The 17996-nt window shown below is 62.4% G+C and carries 14 protein-coding genes; 4 read left to right on the forward strand and 10 right to left on the reverse strand.

What is annotated here, in order from left to right; translation table 11 throughout:
* Positions 1-8: 8 nt before the first annotated feature.
* A complete protein-coding gene (locus NL2_RS15000) occupies positions 9-1847 on the reverse strand; it encodes an FkbM family methyltransferase (protein ID WP_068076505.1) in 1839 nt (612 codons plus the stop codon).
* 249 nt (positions 1848-2096) lie between these two features.
* On the opposite strand from NL2_RS15000, the gene NL2_RS15005 reads away from it, so the two are divergent.
* Positions 2097-2741: a sulfotransferase domain-containing protein gene (locus tag NL2_RS15005; RefSeq protein ID WP_369405464.1), complete on the forward strand. Its 645-nt coding sequence runs from the start codon at positions 2097-2099 to the stop codon at positions 2739-2741.
* A gap of 33 nt (positions 2742-2774) precedes the next feature.
* On the opposite strand, the gene NL2_RS15010 is transcribed toward NL2_RS15005, so the two are convergent.
* From NL2_RS15010 to NL2_RS15045, 8 genes are all read right to left on the reverse strand, one after another.
* Complete coding sequence (locus tag NL2_RS15010) at positions 2775-3899, reverse strand: glycosyltransferase family 4 protein (protein ID WP_245647710.1); 1125 nt, start codon at positions 3897-3899, stop codon at positions 2775-2777.
* 12 nt (positions 3900-3911) lie between these two features.
* Complete coding sequence (gmd, locus tag NL2_RS15015) at positions 3912-4946, reverse strand: GDP-mannose 4,6-dehydratase (protein ID WP_068076508.1); 1035 nt, start codon at positions 4944-4946, stop codon at positions 3912-3914.
* A 99-nt stretch (positions 4947-5045) separates the two neighbouring features.
* The gene (locus tag NL2_RS15020; RefSeq protein ID WP_068076509.1) at positions 5046-5603 is read right to left on the reverse strand and encodes a DUF4214 domain-containing protein; all 558 of its coding nucleotides are present in this window, start codon (positions 5601-5603) and stop codon (positions 5046-5048) included.
* A gap of 46 nt (positions 5604-5649) precedes the next feature.
* Positions 5650-6918: a glycosyltransferase gene (locus NL2_RS15025; protein WP_068076510.1), complete on the reverse strand. Its 1269-nt coding sequence runs from the start codon at positions 6916-6918 to the stop codon at positions 5650-5652.
* Positions 6919-6923: 5 nt separating this feature from the next.
* Positions 6924-7589, reverse strand: a complete 666-nt coding sequence (locus NL2_RS15030; protein WP_369405463.1) for an ABC transporter ATP-binding protein — start codon at positions 7587-7589, stop codon at positions 6924-6926.
* A 50-nt stretch (positions 7590-7639) separates the two neighbouring features.
* Positions 7640-8434, reverse strand: a complete 795-nt coding sequence (locus tag NL2_RS15035) for an ABC transporter permease (protein WP_218006116.1) — start codon at positions 8432-8434, stop codon at positions 7640-7642.
* 11 nt (positions 8435-8445) lie between these two features.
* Positions 8446-9555 (reverse strand): KpsE/RkpR family capsule polysaccharide export protein, encoded by a 1110-nt coding sequence (locus NL2_RS15040; protein WP_068076511.1) that lies wholly within the window; start codon positions 9553-9555, stop codon positions 8446-8448.
* Between the two features lie 254 nt (positions 9556-9809).
* Positions 9810-12533: a glycosyltransferase gene (locus NL2_RS15045; RefSeq protein WP_068076512.1), complete on the reverse strand. Its 2724-nt coding sequence runs from the start codon at positions 12531-12533 to the stop codon at positions 9810-9812.
* A gap of 405 nt (positions 12534-12938) precedes the next feature.
* Here NL2_RS15045 and NL2_RS15050 point away from each other — a divergent pair, with 405 nt between their 5' ends.
* The gene (locus tag NL2_RS15050; RefSeq protein ID WP_245647711.1) at positions 12939-14645 is read left to right on the forward strand and encodes a capsular polysaccharide export protein, LipB/KpsS family; all 1707 of its coding nucleotides are present in this window, start codon (positions 12939-12941) and stop codon (positions 14643-14645) included.
* Complete coding sequence (locus tag NL2_RS15055) at positions 14642-15922, forward strand: capsule polysaccharide biogenesis protein (RefSeq protein ID WP_068076514.1); 1281 nt, start codon at positions 14642-14644, stop codon at positions 15920-15922. The genes NL2_RS15050 and NL2_RS15055 overlap by 4 nt, the downstream gene beginning before the upstream one ends.
* Here NL2_RS15055 and NL2_RS15060 read toward each other — a convergent pair.
* Entirely contained in the window at positions 15886-16590 is a 705-nt protein-coding gene (locus tag NL2_RS15060; RefSeq protein WP_068076579.1) for a fatty acid desaturase CarF family protein, read from the reverse strand. The two genes, NL2_RS15055 and NL2_RS15060, sit on opposite strands and share 37 nt — an antisense overlap.
* Positions 16591-16780: 190 nt before the next feature.
* Here NL2_RS15060 and NL2_RS15065 point away from each other — a divergent pair, with 190 nt between their 5' ends.
* Entirely contained in the window at positions 16781-17980 is a 1200-nt protein-coding gene (locus NL2_RS15065; protein WP_245647712.1) for a glycosyltransferase family 4 protein, read from the forward strand.
* Positions 17981-17996: the final 16 nt, after the last annotated feature.

The following is a 17996-nucleotide window of genomic DNA, read 5'->3' on the forward strand; positions in this document are numbered from 1 at the left end:
TCCCTTGCTTATTTTGTTGCTCGCAATCGGCGGATTTCCTGCGACTGGACCGCAAGTCTGGCCTGGGCATCCTTGTTCACCGCCAACGCTTCGGTCAACTTGCTTTCCGCATCGCACTTCTCGCGGTCGATCCGCGCCAACCGTTCCCGCGCATCCTCGTTTACCGCCAGCGCCTGGGCCAGCTTGCCCTCCGCCTCGACCTTCTCGCGCTCCATCCGCGCCAGTCTCTCCCGGGCCTCGGCTTGCGCGTTGACAGCTTCATCCGCTTCGGCTGCAAGACGACGGTTGCGTTCTTCCAGTTCGCCGGCCAGTAGCGCCTGCTGCTGCTCGAACCGTTCGGCCTGTTCTTCAAGCCGTCGGCCAAAATCGGCTTCCAGGGACGTTCGCGCTTCGTCGCTTTGCGCCTGGACCCGGGCAAGTTCATCCCGGGCTTGCTTGAGTTCGGCCCTGCCCAGCGATGATTGGCGTGCCAGCGTTGCGTTCAGCTGAGTCACGGCCTGGCCCGAGGCATCCAGCTGTGCCTGCGCGCCTGTCAGCCTGGCTGCTTGGTCGACCGACTTTTGACGCAGGTCCAACATTGCCTTGCCCGCGACCTCGCCGTCGTGCCGGGCCTTATCCAGTTCGCTTTCCAGTTGGGTAAGCTTCGCGTTGAGTTCGCTGAGATCGCCCGACGCCTTCTGCGCCTGGATCTTGATCCGCTGTTCAGCGTCCTTGGTTCGCACGATCGACTGGGAGAATGCATCGACGCCCGCGACCACCAACTTGCCGAGTGCCTTGCTCTCAACATCCGCACTGCCGGCGGCGAGATAGTCCAGCGCATGGTTCACCAGTTCGCCGTAATGGTCAGGGTCGAGCTTGCCGTAGGTAGAGCGCAGGAAGCCGCTGACGAAGACGCGCACGTCGGAGCGCAGCTTCTGCATGTCGCCGCCCGCCGCGCCCATGCTCGTTCCTCCAGTGACCGGAGCATCGACCTGGGCCGCATAGACCGCGCCGACGCTGCGGCCCATGCGGGTCAATCCGCCGTTGCCGGCCCCTGCTGCCTGCCGCAATGGCAGATCCGACGGCACCTGGTGAGTGCGGGGCATGACGCACAGCAGGTTGGAACACCGCCCGTGGCCCTTCCAGATGTCTTCCTCGCGCCCTGCGAAGTTTTCCCGGTTGTACGCGTCGGTGATGAAATCGTACGCGTCATAACCCAGGTCGCAGACCATGGCGGCAATGGCGTCGGCATCGGAACTGCTGTCGGCTTCGATGCTGAGCACCGGATGATGCTTCTCGATCATTTCGCGCATGCCCTCGAGCGCCTGCAACTCATGGCCTTCGATATCAATCTTGATCAGCGCCGGTGCGCGATCGATCTTCAGGGCATCGAGCGCAACCGCGACCCGTGGATAGTCACCCTCCACTTCATCGATGGCCGTATGCCCGAAGTTCTCGGGCATCGAGATCGGATAGGAGCGGAAGCGGCAAATTCCCAAGGCATCGGATGCGGCAACGTCGAACGGGACAATTGCCCCCTCCATTCCGGAATTCAGGATGTTGAGCCTGAGCAGTATTCCGTTCACCGGGTCGGGTTCGAACGCCCATACCCGACCGGCACTGCCGACGTGGCGCGCGAAAGAAAGCGTGTGAAAACCGATGTTTGCGCCGACATCGAGCACGAAATCGCCGGGCTTGATGAATTGCAGCAGCCGGTCGATTTCAAGCTGCGCCCACTCTCCGTATTGCGTCAGAGAGCGTCCGATGAACTTGTCGTGCTTGAGGAAGCACAGATCGCCCACCCGGGTGGGATGAACCACGGCGTTAGCCCAGAACACGCCGTTGGAACCCGTCAACTTCTTTGCCATTGCACTCAACCAGAAGGGTTTGAACCGGGCGAAGGGACTGCCCCCGGAACCGCCTTTAGCCCCAGGAGACCCATCAGGTCCAAATGCTGAACATGGGGATTGCGTATTTTCGCGCGCAGATAAACGGTTGAGGCTTGCGCGTCACCCCTAAATCCCCCTCGGTGGATCCTGAGCGGCAACATGTCGGTTGTTCGGGTCTGGATACATTTCACCTTCCGCTACGGTCATATTTGGGTCACATATTGCAATATGCGACCATCTACAATCTGGCTGGCTTCCTTTCCACGATCCGGCAACACTTACTTGAGAACTCTGCTGCGAAGCTGCTTTGGCGTGTCAGTGGCCAGTCGCTATGATGAAGATTACTCACAATTTTCTGAAAAATTCGGAGAGATCCTCGGCCAAGGTGCCCCAAACAGGTTCAACATTGTAAAAACGCACGATCTTCCGGACGATGATTTTCCAGCCATTTACATCGTCAGGGATGGCCGAGCATCGATCGTATCGTATTTTCACTATTGCCATGACTTCGAAATCGATCGCCCGATCGAGGATATCATTGCCGGAAACGCACCATTCGGATCGTGGTCAAACCACTACAGCAGCTGGAACCCACGCCAACGGCCGACGACATTGTTTCTGAAGTACGAAGATATCGTTCAAAATCCGGACAGTGCCATCGAGTTGCTGGCCGATTTCCTTAACGAAAGACCACATGACCGCTTCACCGCCGATTTTTCAAAACTACATGACATTGATCCGCGGTTCTTCCGTTCCGGCAACAATGCGAGGAATATTGAAGAATTGAACGGCTTGGCGCTGTCTCTGTTCGACAGCCTTCATTCGAGCGTGATGCGTGAACTGGGATATTACGATGAGCCGCCAACGCGCTGACCCGTTGCTGGTTCGTCGCCCGAAAACGCAGCCTCAGGCGACGCTGCGGCGATAGACCTCCAGGGTCTTTTCGACACACTCTTCCCAACTGTAGGCCGAAGCCACCGCCAACCCGCGCAAAATGGCGCCGCTACGCCAGGCTTCATCGAGCATGCCCCGCTCCAGCGCCGTTGTGAAACCCGCCCGGTCGTCCGGATCGACCAGCATTGCAGCACCTCCCGTAACTTCCGGAAGGCAGGACGTGTTCGCCACGATCGTCGGAACGCCGCTTGCCATGGCTTCGATCGGCGGCAGGCCGAAACCTTCGTAGAGCGACGGATAGATGAACAGGGTTGCGCCGCTATAGATCGCCGGCAGATCACCCTCGGCCACGTAGCCCAACGGTATAACCCACCCTTCGCTGGCGGCCGATGCGATCGCACCGCGCAAGCCGTCGTTGTTCCATCCGCTCGCACCGGCGATCACCAGCGGCACAGTCCGACGCAGCGCAGGATCGAGCCCACGCCAGGCCTCGAGCAATCGATCGATCCTTTTGCGCGGCTCGAGTGCCGATATCGTCAGGCCGTAGCCGGTGGCGGGCAATCCCAGCCGAGTCAGAACCGGGTTGCGCCTTGCGGCGGGCCACGGTTCGAAATGCCCCCCTACGCCCATATGGACGGCGCTGACCATGTGCGCACCCATCCCCGTGAAGGCCATGACCTCATCACAGACGGTCTGCGTCGGCGTAATGATGTGCGTGCATCGCCCCAATGAACTCTGGAATTCGCGCTCGTACGCAGCGATGCGGGCGGGCGGGTGCGTCTCGGGGTATCGGAACACCGACAGGTCGTGGATCGTCATCACACCGCGTTCGACCCACGGCGGCAGCATGAAATTCGGCCCGTGGAATACGTCGATACCGGCCATTTTCGGCCAGTCGGCCGTGCGGCTTCGAAGCCCCAGCCGCACTGCAACGCGCTTGGCCCTTCGCCGCCAGCCGAATTTGCGTCGACCGCTGGAAGACGCCGGTTGCAACAGGCAAGCCGGATCCGGAACGGCATCGAAACCCCTCCAGAACGACATGGATTCAACGCCCGAAAAGTGGGGCAGGCGGCTGGTCAGTTCCCAGCAATAGCGACCGACCCCGGTGAGTTCGGGACCGAGTGCATCGACGGCCAACGCTACGCGCATTCAGGAAACCACCGTCGCACCGCTGCGCCGCAGATCGGCCTCAACCATCATTTTGCACAACTCCTCCATTGTGCAACTGGCCTGCCAACCCAGAATCCGCCACGCTTTCGCCGGATTGCCGACCACGTGATCGGTTTCGGACGGGCGATAGAACCGCGGATCGATCCGCATGACCGTCCGGCCGGACTTGCGTTCGACGGCGATTTCATTCTCCGCCGTGCCTCGAAAATCCACGTCGATGTCAGCGGCGGCGAACGCCATCTCTACAACCTCGCGAACCGTCTTGGTACGGTTGGTGGCCAGTACGAACGTATCGGGCTGGTCGATGTTGAGCATCCGCCACATGCCATCGACGTAATCCCGTGCGAACCCCCAATCCCGGCGGACCGAAATGTTGCCCAACTCGAACGAATCCAGCGTGCCAAGACGTATCCGGGCGACACTGTCGGTAATCTTGCGAACCACGAAATCGCGCCCCCTCAGCGGACTTTCATGATTGAACAGGATGCCGCAGCTGGCGAATATCCCGTGGGTTTCACGGTAGTTCACCGTCATCCAGTGCGCGAAAAGTTTCGAAACGGCATAGGGGCTACGCGGCCAGAACGGAGTCATCTCGTCTTGCGGCACGGTCTCGACGTTACCGAACATTTCCGACGTCCCAGCCTGGTAAAAGCGGATTCGCGGGTTGGCTGACCTGATCGCCTCGAGGAGATTGAGCGCGCCCAGCCCGGTGACTTCGGCCGTTGCGTTGGGCTGTTCGAACGACAGTCCGACAAAGCTTTGCGCAGCCAGATTGTAGATTTCGGTGGGCTCGACGTGCTCGACCAGACGGATCGTGGACGTCAGGTCGGTCACGTCGTGTTCGACAAGATGCAGGTCAGGATGCGCGCGTATACCCAGTTCGCCCAGCCTCCAGAAATCGGCAGGACTTGTGGGCCGATAAGTCCCGTGAACGCGATAGCCCTTACCGAGCAGCAATTGCGCGAGGTAGGCTCCGTCCTGACCCGCAATGCCTGTTATGATCGCTGTCTTCATGTGAAACGGTCCACGTCCTGTGCCACGATGATCGCTTCCGGCTCAGTTCGCGCGCTTGCGTCGACCGGCAAGCGAAAACCCTGCAAAAGACTGGAATCGCTAGCCGCCGCTACCCCACGACAGCCCCGATGCACCACCCCCGGCGCGAGACAGGCCGTATTCGCGCCGTGCACGGCGGGTGCCGGCGCCACCGGCACCGACGTCGAGAAGGTCGGACTGGATATTCTCCAGCCGGTCCACGCAATCGATGTGTATGGCCAGCAACCGGGCTTCGACCCGGGCCATCTGCCGCAGCAACGCCCGATCTGCCCGCGCTCGCCGACCGTCGGGCTCGGCCTTGGTCAACATCCGGATCGCCGGCCCCACGACAGGCAGGTTGCCCTGCTTGTGCTTCTTCAGGGCACGATCGAACCCGGCGATACCGGGATCATGTTGCGCGGCTTCCGCCGAGAAGCGCAGTTGCCGCAGAATGGTCAGCTTGGAGACACCACGCCGCAGTCGTTCGAGATAGAATTCCATGCCTTCGGGGTCGGGCTTGCGCCCCAGAACAGTCAGATAAGCGCACCGCACGAAATCGGAATGTTCATAAGCACAAAGTTCCGCAAGGGACTTGGCCCGTTCTACAGGCATCTGCAATTCGGCAGTGAATCTGGTCATGCATCAAGTCCGTTTGGCAAGATCAATCGATAACATCGCGCGTATATCAGGGCAAAGAGGCAATTGCATCATCGCTGGCCAGTGACAGGCCCAGCGCGGAAACCAGATCGGTCGCCACATCCCGCCAGGTCCGCAGAAGTGGCTTGGCGTTGGCATACTCGACTGCCGTGTCGCGTTCCAGCCAGGCGACGATCGCCTGCGCCAGATCTCTCGGGCGGTCGCTGGCGAAAGTGGATACATCGGGCACGACATTGGCGCGCAGTACCGGCAAGTCGCGCATCAGAACCGGCAGGCCATAGGCCTGCGCCTCGACCACCGGCAACCCGTATCCCTCGCCACGGCTGGCAAAAAGCAGGCCATGGACCTTTGAGTAAATCATCTCGAGGAACTCGTCGCTGACATCGTCCAGCCACAGAAACGGCCCTTCGAGCGACGCACGCTGCCGCATCCGGCGCTGCAGCGATTTGGTCTTCCACCCCGGGCGGCCCACGACGAGCAGCGCGGGTGCCGCATCACCAAATTCCCACCACAGCCGTTCGAACGCGGCCAGCGCCTGGTCGTATCCCTTGCGAGGTTCGACCGTGCCCACCATCAACACCGTCGTCCGCCGACCGATCCACGCCATGATCCGGTCCGCATCCGCCGGGATGCCGCGACTTGGCTGCGAAGCGGACACGTCGCCCGACAGCGGGATTATCGCGGTCGGCAAGATCCTTGTGCCACCCAACCGCCACCGGCGCTGGTTCCAGTTCTCAAAGGACCGCGCCACTTCCATGGAGTGGCAGATCACCTGATCGGCCTGCCGTTCCAACAACTGGATCCAGCGCCGGAAATGGCGCCGCGCCGGGCGGCGGAACCACTTGCCGTGGAGCAAGGGCAACATATCGGGCACCAGCACGTGGATCGACACGCCGCTTGCGCGCCATTGCGCCAGTTGCGCCTCGTGCCGTGGCATTATCGCCGAAGCAAGGTCGAGCCCGAGAAACACGTCGCCTTCGCTGCCCTTCACGCGCTCGAACGCGCCAAGGTCGAATTCCCTGGTCGCGCGCTGGAAAAAACCGTCGGGAAGATAGCGATAGTCCGTCGCTGCGGAGGCGGCGACCGGGCGGACGACCATATCATCGATCCGTAGTCGCGACAGTTCCGACAGGATCGCCCGGGCGGCCCGCTGGATTCCCGTGCCCGCGTCGAACTGGGCAATGACGGACATATCGACCAGAAGCTCGCGCGACGGCGCTGGCGGGATCGCCTGCGCCCTGCTCGTCGGGTAGCCTTGCCCTGCATTGTGGCACGGCTGGAGCGCCACAGGGCTCATCGACGTCACGCGATATGCTCGTGATAGAAATGATACGCCCCTTCGGTTGTATCGAAGTGGTGCACCTTGCGATCGTGGATGACGACGGCGCGCTGGCAAAAGCTCCGAACGAATTCGGGATCGTGCGAAATGATGATCATCGCCCGATCGCCGCGTTTTTCGAACAGTTCTTCCGTGCATTTGTCGCGGAAGCGCTGATCGCCCACCGCGATCACTTCATCGATGAGGAAGCATTCGAAGTCCACCACCATGGATATGGCGAAGGCCAGCCGCGCGCGCATGCCGTTGGAATAGTTCTTCACCGGCTCGCGAAGGTACGATCCCAGTTCGGAAAAATCCTCGACGAAGGCGATCTTTTCGTTGGGATCGAGCCCGTAGATGCGGCTGATGAAGCGGATGTTGTCGATGCCGGTAAGCGATCCCTGGAAGCCGCCACCGAGGGCGAGTGGCCAGGACACGGTCATGCTGCGGGTGACCGATCCTCTTGTCGGCAATTCGTTTCCGCTGATAAGGCGGATCATGGTCGATTTGCCCGCGCCGTTGCGGCCTAGGATGCCGACGCGTTCCCCGTATCCGATTTCCAGGTTCACGTCCTCGAAGATCGTCGCGTTGCCGTGCTGAGTGGGGTATTCCTTGCTGACGTTGCGCATCACGATCCGGCGCGGGTCCACCTGAGCGTTCGCAGCCGCTGTCGCCGCCGTGCTGTTCAACACCGCCACGTTCATTCCGGCACCACCTCGCGGGCAACGACCCGCATCTGGACGAGCCCGAACAGCAGCATCCCGGTTGAGACCAGAGCCATGTACGACAAGTCATGGATTGCGTGGAATCTGGACCCGAAATACCCCTCACGCAGATATTCGACGCCGTGGACCATCGGGATATACAGCACGTATTTCTGCGCTTCCACGGGCAGGGCTTCAACGATGAACCCCGCCCCCGAAATCGGAAAGATCAGGTACGCCAGCGGGTGCCAGATCTTGTCGACCAGTTCGGATTGTTCGGACAGCGTGCCGATCATCAGCGCCATCGACATCCCGCAATAGGCCAGCATGAACCACCCCCATGCCACCTTCAGGATGTCTTCGGGAGGATCGACCATGCCGATCGATATGAACAGGATCGACAGCAGGATGAACGACATCGTCGCGCCTGCCACTTCCAGCAGCAATCGGGCGATATAGATGTCCATAACGCGCACATTGCGATGAAACATCAGCGACAGATTTGGCGGGATCGCCCCGATCGTCCGCACGGGCATGTTGCGCCACAGCAACACGCTCGAATAGCCGGTCAGTGCAAACGGCGTGATGGGCAGGTTCGAACCGTGGATCGATTTCATCGCCGTCCACAACGCGGTGATGCCCAGCGTGAAGATCATCGGCTCTACGAAAAGCCACAGAAATCCGATGTTGTGCCGCCCGAACCGGGTCATCACTTCGCGCATGAACAAAGCATAGATCACCCGACGCTGAATGGTCAGCGAAGTCATCAGTTCCTTGGTTGCCTGTTTCATGGCCACAAGACTCAGAGTTGGTGCTCGCGCACGCCCGCAAGCAACAAGCTTAGGATGCCCCACGCCACCATGCCAATGACGAAAGTTGCCAGGATTCCGGCCCAGCGCCGCGGCTCCAGCGGGCTGTCGGGGCGGTTAGGCTGGACAATCCTTTCAACGTAGGCCTGCTTGCGCCTGGCCTCGCTCTCGGCCTCCTGCAGCGACGCCATGGCAGCAGCCAGACGCTTGTCCGAATACTGGCTTTCCAGCATCAGTCCCTGATAGACCTCGATCTCACCGGCCAGTGATCGACGGCTGCCCGTGACCTTGCCAAGTTCGGTGTCGATCTGTTCCTCAAGGCTTGCGATGCGCGCGCGAAGCGCCGGAATCTGGGGATTGTCCGGCGCATAGTTGCGCAGTTCGGCAACCTGGGTGCGGTTGGCGATCAGTTCGTCCTGCAGCTTGGAGACCATCTGCAGCTGAAACCCGGCCTGCTTTTCCGGATCGACCACACCGCTGCGATTGCGATAGCGGGCCAGCGCGGCGGCGGCGTTGCGCGCGGCGATCTTGGCATTGTCGACTTCGACCTGGGAGTTGTTGATCACATCGGCCCGACCGCGCGTGTTCATGCGGTTAACCGTCTGCTCGGCCATTTCCAGAAGGCGCTCGTTGAAATACTGCGAATCTTTTGGATTGTAGGCCCGGACCGACAACGTGGTGACCGAGGAGGTCGCGTCGTAGTTTACCGACACTTTCCCGCGGAAATATTTGTACAGATCTTCAAACGTCGACGATACCCCGAGGCCGCCGAAACGGTCGAACGCCGAAATGTTCGGCATGGAATAGGATCCACGAAACCGGCTTTTGTCATCGATCGCACGCAGCGCGTCGCGCGAACGAATATACTCGTGCGCGGCGTAGAGTTCATCGTTGGCGTTCGAAAATCCAGCCGTCTTGAGCAGGATGCCGACGCCGCCGACAGACGGTTTGTCGGGACTACGCACCACGAACTTCGATTCTGAAATGTAAATATCCGACGCGAAGACGCCGAAATAGAGGAACGCAATGGCGGTGGGAATCAGCACCGTAACAATGAAGAGGGGCGAAATTCGCCACCCGAAAATTTCCCAGTTTCGCTGCATGCAATCTCCATATCGCGCCAAACCTGGAGGATGCCCTCCCGCTCTGTTGCAGCCCAACGTTCAGGGACACGACTACAGCCAAGCCCCTGCCACCACTCGACTGCACCCAGAATTAACCACTTGCCAGGATTCCCGGAATGGCAAGCGTCGCGGTTGCCTGGTTCGGCCGTGCTATCAATTCTTCCAGATCCATGGCTGCAGATCGTCAGGGCCGAGCCTTTAGGTGCCCCAACCCCGGGGGTCCACCACGATTTTCAGTCCAATGTGGCTTTCGGGCGGTGGGCCGCGCCTGCGGCCCCTTCCGTTGCGAAGGTTCCTCGTTGCCAGAATCCGTCGGCCAGCCTCCGGATGCGCGGAAATGCCAAATCGGCCTGACTTCCTGAAATCTGGGCAAGATGCTTGGTCACGACATTTGCGAAATGCTCCTGCCAGAGGCCGTCCGCGCGATCGAAGCACTGGTGGAGCATGTCGACTGTCTCGAAATAGACTTGCGGTCTGGAGCCCAGCGTCTTCGTCTCCGCGTAGTACCTTGAATTGGCCAGGAACTCTTCGCATCTGTGGAAGCGTACTCCTGCCACGCCCAACCGAAGCCATAATTCGTAATCCATCGCGTATCGTAGTGACTCCCTCAGCGCGCCGAGTCGTTCGACAACCCGGCGACGGAAGAAGGTGGCCGGCTGGCATAAAAAGCACTTCCCGAAAAGCCTTTCAAGATCAAAGTCCTCCGTCGGGTATCGTTCGATCACGGCGTCAAATTCGTCGATATGGCAACCCTCGCCGTACACCACGTCGATGTCCGGATGGCTGGCAAAAATGTTGGCGACATGTTCAAACGCCGCTGGCTCGTAGGTGTCGTCCGAATTGATCCAAGCGATGATATCCCCGCCGCTCGCAGCTATCCCCTTGTTGACGGCTTCGGACTGACCATTGTCCGGCGCGCTGCTGAATTTCAGCGCATCGCCAAAGCTGCGCAAAATGTCGACGGTGTCATCGCTGCTGCCGCCATCGAAGACAGCGACATCGTGAACATGGCGCTGCATCAACACGCTGTTCAGCGTCCGTTCTATGAAACGCCCCTGGTTGAACGAGGGAATCACCACGGAAAAGCCGGGAGCCGACTGTTTGGGCGGGATATGGTGCGGGCGCGATATCGCCGTCGATTGCAGGTCGATCAGGCAAAGGCCGCTACCCGGCGCCAGCACCCGAGCGGCGGTGCGACTGCTCGTCAGATCGATCCGAAGCAACTCCGTATCGGCAACCACGGGACCCTGCACCACGGAAATCGGAACGATGTCGAGCACGGTCGCTGCGCCTTCCTCCCGGGCATTGAGCTTCACGGACCGCGCTTCACCGGCGGGAATCGCCATGGCCCATATCGCGGCAACGTTCCCGGCATCAGGCGCGGTGGCGTAGTCCGTGATCGCGACAACTGCATCGCACGCCTGCGCGACGTTGCTCCGCCAAGCGCCATTGCGCAACAGGTCGCGACTGACTGAACCGCCCTGCAACGTCGCGGAATGGATCCTGACCGACACCTCACGGCTATCGCTGGAATCGAACCATTCACAAGGTCGGATCGAGCCGCTTGCAGCCAGCGACAGCGTGCCACCCTCGGGCCCGAACCGGTGGCCCAACCGATAGCGTCCGCCACGCCATATCTTGACCTGCTTGTCGAACTGACCGTTCACGCTGGCGGTGATGCGCAGGGAAGGACGGGGGTATTGGTCCGGCAGCGAAAATCCGATGTCGATCGCCTGAGGTTCGCGGTCAGGTGGAACAGTGAAAGTGGCTTCCCGACCCGCCCATCCATCGGCGTAAACGCCGTTCGGCCGGATCGAGGTCTTTCGGTGCGTGGCCATGGCCGTGACAAAAACGTCGGCGTATCGGTCGACCATCGCATCATGCCCGCCGATCTGTTCGACGCGCTCCAGCCCGCGGGCGACGAGTGCAGCCCTGAGAACACCATCGTCCGAAATCCTGGCGATGGCACCGGCTATCCTGCCGGGGTCGGCGTTGTCGAACAGCAATGCGGCCTTGCCCGCCACCTCGGGAAGACTGGACGTCCACGCGCAGGCGACCGGCGTTTCCAGCATCATCGCCTCGATCACAGGCATGCCGAAGCCCTCGTAATCGCTGGGAAACAGCATGGCGCGCGCAGAACCGAGCAGCATCTCCACATGTTGCGGGGATACATACCCGGTCAGCACAACGTCGCCGATGTCACGCGCCAGCATCGCGATCTGGCGGCCGAGTGCCGATTCATGGTCTCCCGTCAGCACCAGCTTCAGACCGGTTCCGGCCCGTTCCCGGTACAGGCGAAAACCCTCCAGCAACTGACGGTGGAACTTGTGACTCCAGAAGTTCGCAGGGTAGATGAAGTAACGACCGGCTTCCAGACCACGCCGGGAAAGCTCAAGGTTGATGTCCTCCACACTATGCCGGGACATCGCGGGAGGTGCGATGGGGATGACGTCGATTTGCTCGAAAGGGTAATCCGACAAGTCGGCGATCCGGCTTCGCGTGAAACCGGATATGGCCACGATGCGGTCGGAATAATCGACACACGTCCTGAATGACCTCGCGCGCTCGGCCCGCTGTGTCGCAGTGAAGTTCTCCGGACGATCGGCATACTGAACGTCCATGATGGAGCTGACCGTCGCGCAACCAGGCTCGACGAACGACACATGCTGCATCGGAAAGAAATGGAGATCGAACTGACCGGTACGTGCCACGATTTGTGCGTAGTGTTGCTCGATCAGAAGCCCTGCCTCTGGCGAATAAAGCGAAATCGAGTCCGGCAGGAATGCCCGAAGTTCATCGATAGCCAAGGCATTGCAAAGACAGGACAGTTGCCAGCCGCGCTCTGCCAGCCCGGAAAGCAGCTTTAGCGTCAGGGGCTTGATGCCGCCGTTCAGCCCGCCCGGGTGCATCGGCATCAGATCGACGGCAATGCGGGGAAACGGACCTTGCAGGCTCACGCTTCACCCGCAGGGGCGCGAAGGCAAGCCATTCCGGCCTCGAGTCTCAGCATCTTGGCGCCGCAAAGCGCCGACACCGGGCCCGCGTACAAATTTCGGGCAATTGTCGATGCCGGTATGCGGCGCGGAGACGTGTGCGGATGCATTGGGCGCGTCCTTGCCCACTGCAAACGTCAACGCAAGCACTTGTCGGCAAGTCCGACCGCAAGTCATCAATGCGCGGCACTGACCAAAAGGGTCCTTTTACTGTTGCGCAAGAGCGGCATTGCCCACGCCGGGACGTCTTCCCAATCCAATTCGCACTTGCGAGAAAACGATGCCTGGCGCATGGATTGATCATGTTGCGCCGCGTCAAATCGGGCGGGTTGGATGACAACCGTTGCTCGGCACCGAAGGAAGTGCAGCTTGCCTGAATCCTTCCTGCGGATCCCGCCTTTTCCGGGCCGTCGCGCGGCAGGTCTGGCAAGCGGTCGCACGCTGATGCCGGAACAAGTGCTGCGTCCGAAAGCGCGGCAAGTTTGCGAATTGCTGCGCCGCGCCGAGGTGGGGGGATCGTTCTGGGCCGCGCGACCGGCGCTGCCCACCGGTCGCACACTCCTGCTGGCCCCATCGGATTCCGCTCAGAAATACGAGATGCGCATGCGCGCGCACGGCACCGGGCGCGACGATCAAGCGATCGTGCTGCGCGCCGGACGAGACATGGACGTTTCTCCCCTGCCCGCCATCGCAGGGCCCTGCGATCCGTGGCATCTTGCCGCACAAGCCGGTGAGATCTGGGTCGATGCCGATAACGATCTGGCGCTGGTCGCGGTCATCGCGGGTTGCCGGGTGCGTACGTTCGGCAGCGGTCGCTTCGCGCGCGTGGCGGACAGCGAAGCCGACCTGCTTGATGCCTTGGCCGCCGAACTCGGCGGAGAAAATCGTTGGCTCGATCCGTTTACCGGCGAGGCAACGTCCGTCGAATCGGCCATCGCCCTGCTGGCGCAATGGCGCACGCTGATCGATGCGAACCGCGAAAGTGCGGCAATCTTCGGCGTCGCCGGATGGAAGCGCACCACGCTCGATCCCCTGCTGTGGGACGGATCGGGCGCGTCGCGCCACGCATCGCGCCTGCCCGCCGGGTTGGCCGGCGGCGCGCGCGTGCTGGCGTGGAAATCACGCACGCCGCCAGCGGTACTGCGGCAACTTGAAACGCAAGGCGTCACCGTGGGCGAGATCGAGGACGGTTTCATCCGGTCCACCGGCCTGGGCGCCAATTGCGTGCCGCCGCTTTCGGCGATCGTCGATGTCTCGGGCGTCTATTTCGATCCTCGCCAGCCGAGCGATCTCGAGACGATCCTCGCCACGGCAGACATTTCGCCGCAGTTGGCGGCGCGTGCCCGCGCGCTGCAGCAGCGGATGGTCGAGACCGGAATCAGCAAGTACGCGGTCGCTCCGCCCGATCTGCAAGCTGCGCAGCGCCCGCCGGCATCCGGCCTGCCCGGATCGAATCCCCAGCGCCGCGTGCTCGTGACCGGGCAAGTCGAGGATGACCGCTCGATCGAATGCGGCGGGCAAGGTTGCACTAATATGGACCTAATAAGGCGCGTCCGCGTTCTGGAACCTGACGCTTGGGTCCTATACAAACCTCATCCGGACGTTGAAGCAGGTCACCGCAAAGGATCCATACCCGACGATGATGTGTTGCTTCATGCCAATGAGATCGAGCGTACTGCGCCGATTTCGCAGCTCATCGACAGCGTGGACGCGGTGCACGTGATCACGTCGCTCGCCGGATTCGAGGCATTGCTCAGGGGCAAGCACGTCACCACGCATGGCGTCCCGTTCTACGCCGGCTGGGGGCTGACGCGCGATGTCGGCGTGGTTCCGGACCGGCGCGGACGGCGGCGGACGTTGGATGAACTGGTGGCCGCCACGCTGATCCTTTACCCCCGCTACGTCGATCCCGTGACCCGTCTGCCCTGCCCGCCGGAAATAGTGGTGGAACGGATGGCGGCGGGCCAAGCGCGCGTCACGTCCCCGCTGATTCGCCTGCGCGAACTGCAAGGGCAGCTCAACCTGTTCGTGCGGCGCTTGCTGCCAAGCCGGAACTCGCAAAAGGGCGCACCATGATCCCCGCCGTCCGCAAACGCGAATTCCTGTTCCTGCAAGGCCCGCCGGGCCCGTTCTTTCCCGAGTTGGCGCGCGGCCTGGCCGAACGCGGAGCGGGCATTCACCGCATCAACCTGTCGGGCGGAGACGTGTACGACTGGCCCAAGGGCGGGCTCAACTATCGCGGGCGCAGTGCCAACTGGCCGATGTTCTTCGACCGTTTCGTCCGCGCCCGGCAGATCACCGACCTGGTGCTGTTCGGCGATTGCCGGCCGATGCATCAGACCGCATTGCGCATGGCGCAATTGCGTGGCGTGCATATCCATGTGTTCGAGGAAGGCTATATCCGGCCCGACTGGATGACGCTGGAGCGGGACGGGGTGAACGGCCATTCGCCGATGCGCCGCGAACCCGAAATGCTGCTGGCCGCTGCGCGCTGGTTGCCGCAAGTGCCCGCACTGCCGCCGATTACCGCCGATTTCCGTCGCCGCGCGCGCGATTCATACTGGCACTATCACCACGTCGTCACCGGCAAGCTGAATTTTCCGTTCTACACCTCGCATCGGCCGGGCTCGATCATGCTCGACGGGATCGGCTGGAGCTTCAAGTTCCTGCGCCGCCCGCGCCGCCGCCGCCAGACGATGGAAACGCTGGCCGCGCTGGCGGGGCGCAAGTTCTTCCTGTTCCCGCTGCAGCTGACCGGCGACTACCAGATCCGCGCGCATTCGCCGTTCGGCACCATGGCCGTCGCGATCGACTATGTGCTGGAAAGCTTTGCCCGGTTCGCGCCGACCGACCATGTGCTGCTGGTCAAGGAACATCCGCTCGACAGCGGGTTCCGCAACTGGCGGCGCTTTCTCGTTGCGCGGGCGCGGCGGCTGGGCATTGCCGATCGCGTGCTGCATATCGATGGCGGCGATCTTGACGAACTGTGCGCCGAAACCGTGGGCATGGTCTGTGTCAACAGCACATCGGGCACGCTCGCGCTCGAAGCGGGCAAGCCGGTGGTGGTGCTGGGTGACGCTGTCTACGACATTCCCGGCGTGACCCACCAGAACGGGCTCGACACCTTCTGGAAGGGCGCCGAACACCCTTCGGCCGAACTTTACGACGCGTTCAAGCGCGCGCTGCACGCCAAATGCCTGGTGCGCGGCGGTCTGGCGAGCGAATCTGCGCTCAAAATACTCGTGCGCAACAGCGTGAACCGGCTGCTGGTGGAATCGGGCCCGGTCGATACCAGGCAACTGGCGCCGCCCGTGGTTCAGGAACTGGGTTCCAGGCCCGCATCGCCCAAATAGCCGCGCGCGCGCAATGCGGCGAACAGGCGGTTGATGAGAGGGTTGGACCAGCCGCAGTTGGTCGCAAAATCGCGCTGCAGCGTGTCGTGATGCAGCTGGTGCGCCGCAGGGGTCATCAGCAACCGCGCACCGCGCAGCATCTCGACGATCCACGGGTTGTGGGCGCGATGCAGCGATCCGTGGAAAAACTGGGCGAAAGCCCCACCGGTCAACAGCGCGAGCACGCCCGCCACGACCCAGCCCGGCACGCTCCACACCAGTTGCGCGGCCAGCAGCAGCAGCGACAGCGGCAGCGTCGCCACGATCACGGTCGATCCGATCAGCCGCCACAGCGACCGGCGCCCCAGCGCATCGGGGCGCGGATGGTGGTTCTTGAAATCGTAGACCAGCCGCTCGAACGCGTTGATCCGCGCCAGGCGATCACGCGCCAGCGCCAGGTATTCCGCGGATTCGCGCGATCCGGCATAGAAGAACATGTCGTTCAGCTGCTTGCCCGGCGGGCACGGGCGATAGTCCATGTACATATGGACCAGTCCCGACATCAGATCGGCCACGTACCAGCCCAGCAGCGCCGCCGGCAGGCACAGCCAGCCCGGATCGGCCAGTACACCCACGGCGTTGGCCGCAAGCGAGGCCAAGAAGATCGCGAGAATGATGCGCTGTTTCAACAAACGGTCGTCTCTTCGTTCAACGGGACCGGTTCGCAATCGCGAACTGGACCAACGGGTACAACGCCCGCTCCCTCCTTTACCAGCGGCCGCCGAACATTCTAAGACGTTTTCGTCTGCGGCGAGCGACAGGTGAATTCAACGTCAGGAGCGTGGTTCGTTCCGGCTTTCGGGCAAGGAGCGACATCAGATGGCCGAACCCGCGATGCCTGATCCCGCAATGGCCGGCCCCGTAACGGACCGGCGCGATATCCTGTTCGACGTCAGCCGGCTGATCTGGCGCAACTGGTCGGGGCGCCTGCCTACGGGGATCGACCGCGCGTGCATCGCCTACCTCGACCGCTACGCCGGCCGATCGCGCGCGGTGGTCCAGCGCCGGGAGCGGCGCTTCATCCTGTCGGCGGCCGCATCGGAACGGCTGTTCGCGGTGCTGAAAGGTGGCCGCGAGGGGATGCGCCCAGCGATCGCGCGCGCGCTGGCTCACGCTGCGCTGGACCGGTCGGGCGCGGCAGACACGCGCGGCCTCATCTACCTCAATGTCGGCCATACCGGGCTCGATGCGCCGGGCTTGCCCGGCTGGCTGGCGGCGCGCGGGTTGAAGCCGGTGTACCTGGTGCATGACCTGATCCCGCTGACCCATCCCGAATTCTGCCGCGCGGGCGAAGCCGATCGCCACACGGCGCGGATGCGCAACCTGCTGCTGTCGGCGCGTGGGGTGATCGCCAATTCGGCAGCGACGCTTGACGATCTCGGCGCATTCGCGGCGGCTCAGGGTCTGGCCGTACCGGCATCGACCGTCGCCTGGCTGGGCGCAGAGCCGCTGGCCTCGCCGGTGGTCGCCGCCACGCAACCCCGCCCTTATTTCCTGTGCATCGGCACGATCGAGGGCCGCAAGAACCACGCGCTGCTGCTGCGCCTGTGGCAGGCGATGGCGCGGCGCGGCGAGGCCGCCATACCCGAGCTGGTGCTGGTCGGTCAGCGCGGCTGGGAAGCGCACGAAGCGCTGGCGCTGCTCGATCGATCGGCGCTGCTGAGCGGCAACGTGCGCGAGTTGGGCCAGTGCGGGGACGCAGAGATGCATGCGCTGATCGCAGGCGCTCGCGCGGTGCTGATGCCGTCGTTCGCCGAAGGGTTCGGCATTCCGGTGATCGAGGCGCTGCAGCACGGCACCCCGGTGATCGCCAGCGACCTGCCGGTGTTCCGCGAGATTGCGGACGACATCCCGGTGCTGCTCGATCCGCTCGACGGCCCGGCGTGGAGCCGCGCGATAAACGCCTTTGCCATCGAAGGGCCCGAACGCGCCCGCGCCGCCGCCGCGGCCGCCACGTTCACGCCGCCCACGTGGGACGCCCATTTCGATCGCGTGGACGCGTTGCTGGTGTCGATCTGACGCCTTGCCCCGCGTG

The organism is Novosphingobium lentum NBRC 107847 (genome assembly GCF_001590965.1).
Classification (GTDB): Bacteria; Pseudomonadota; Alphaproteobacteria; order Sphingomonadales; family Sphingomonadaceae; genus Novosphingobium; species Novosphingobium lentum.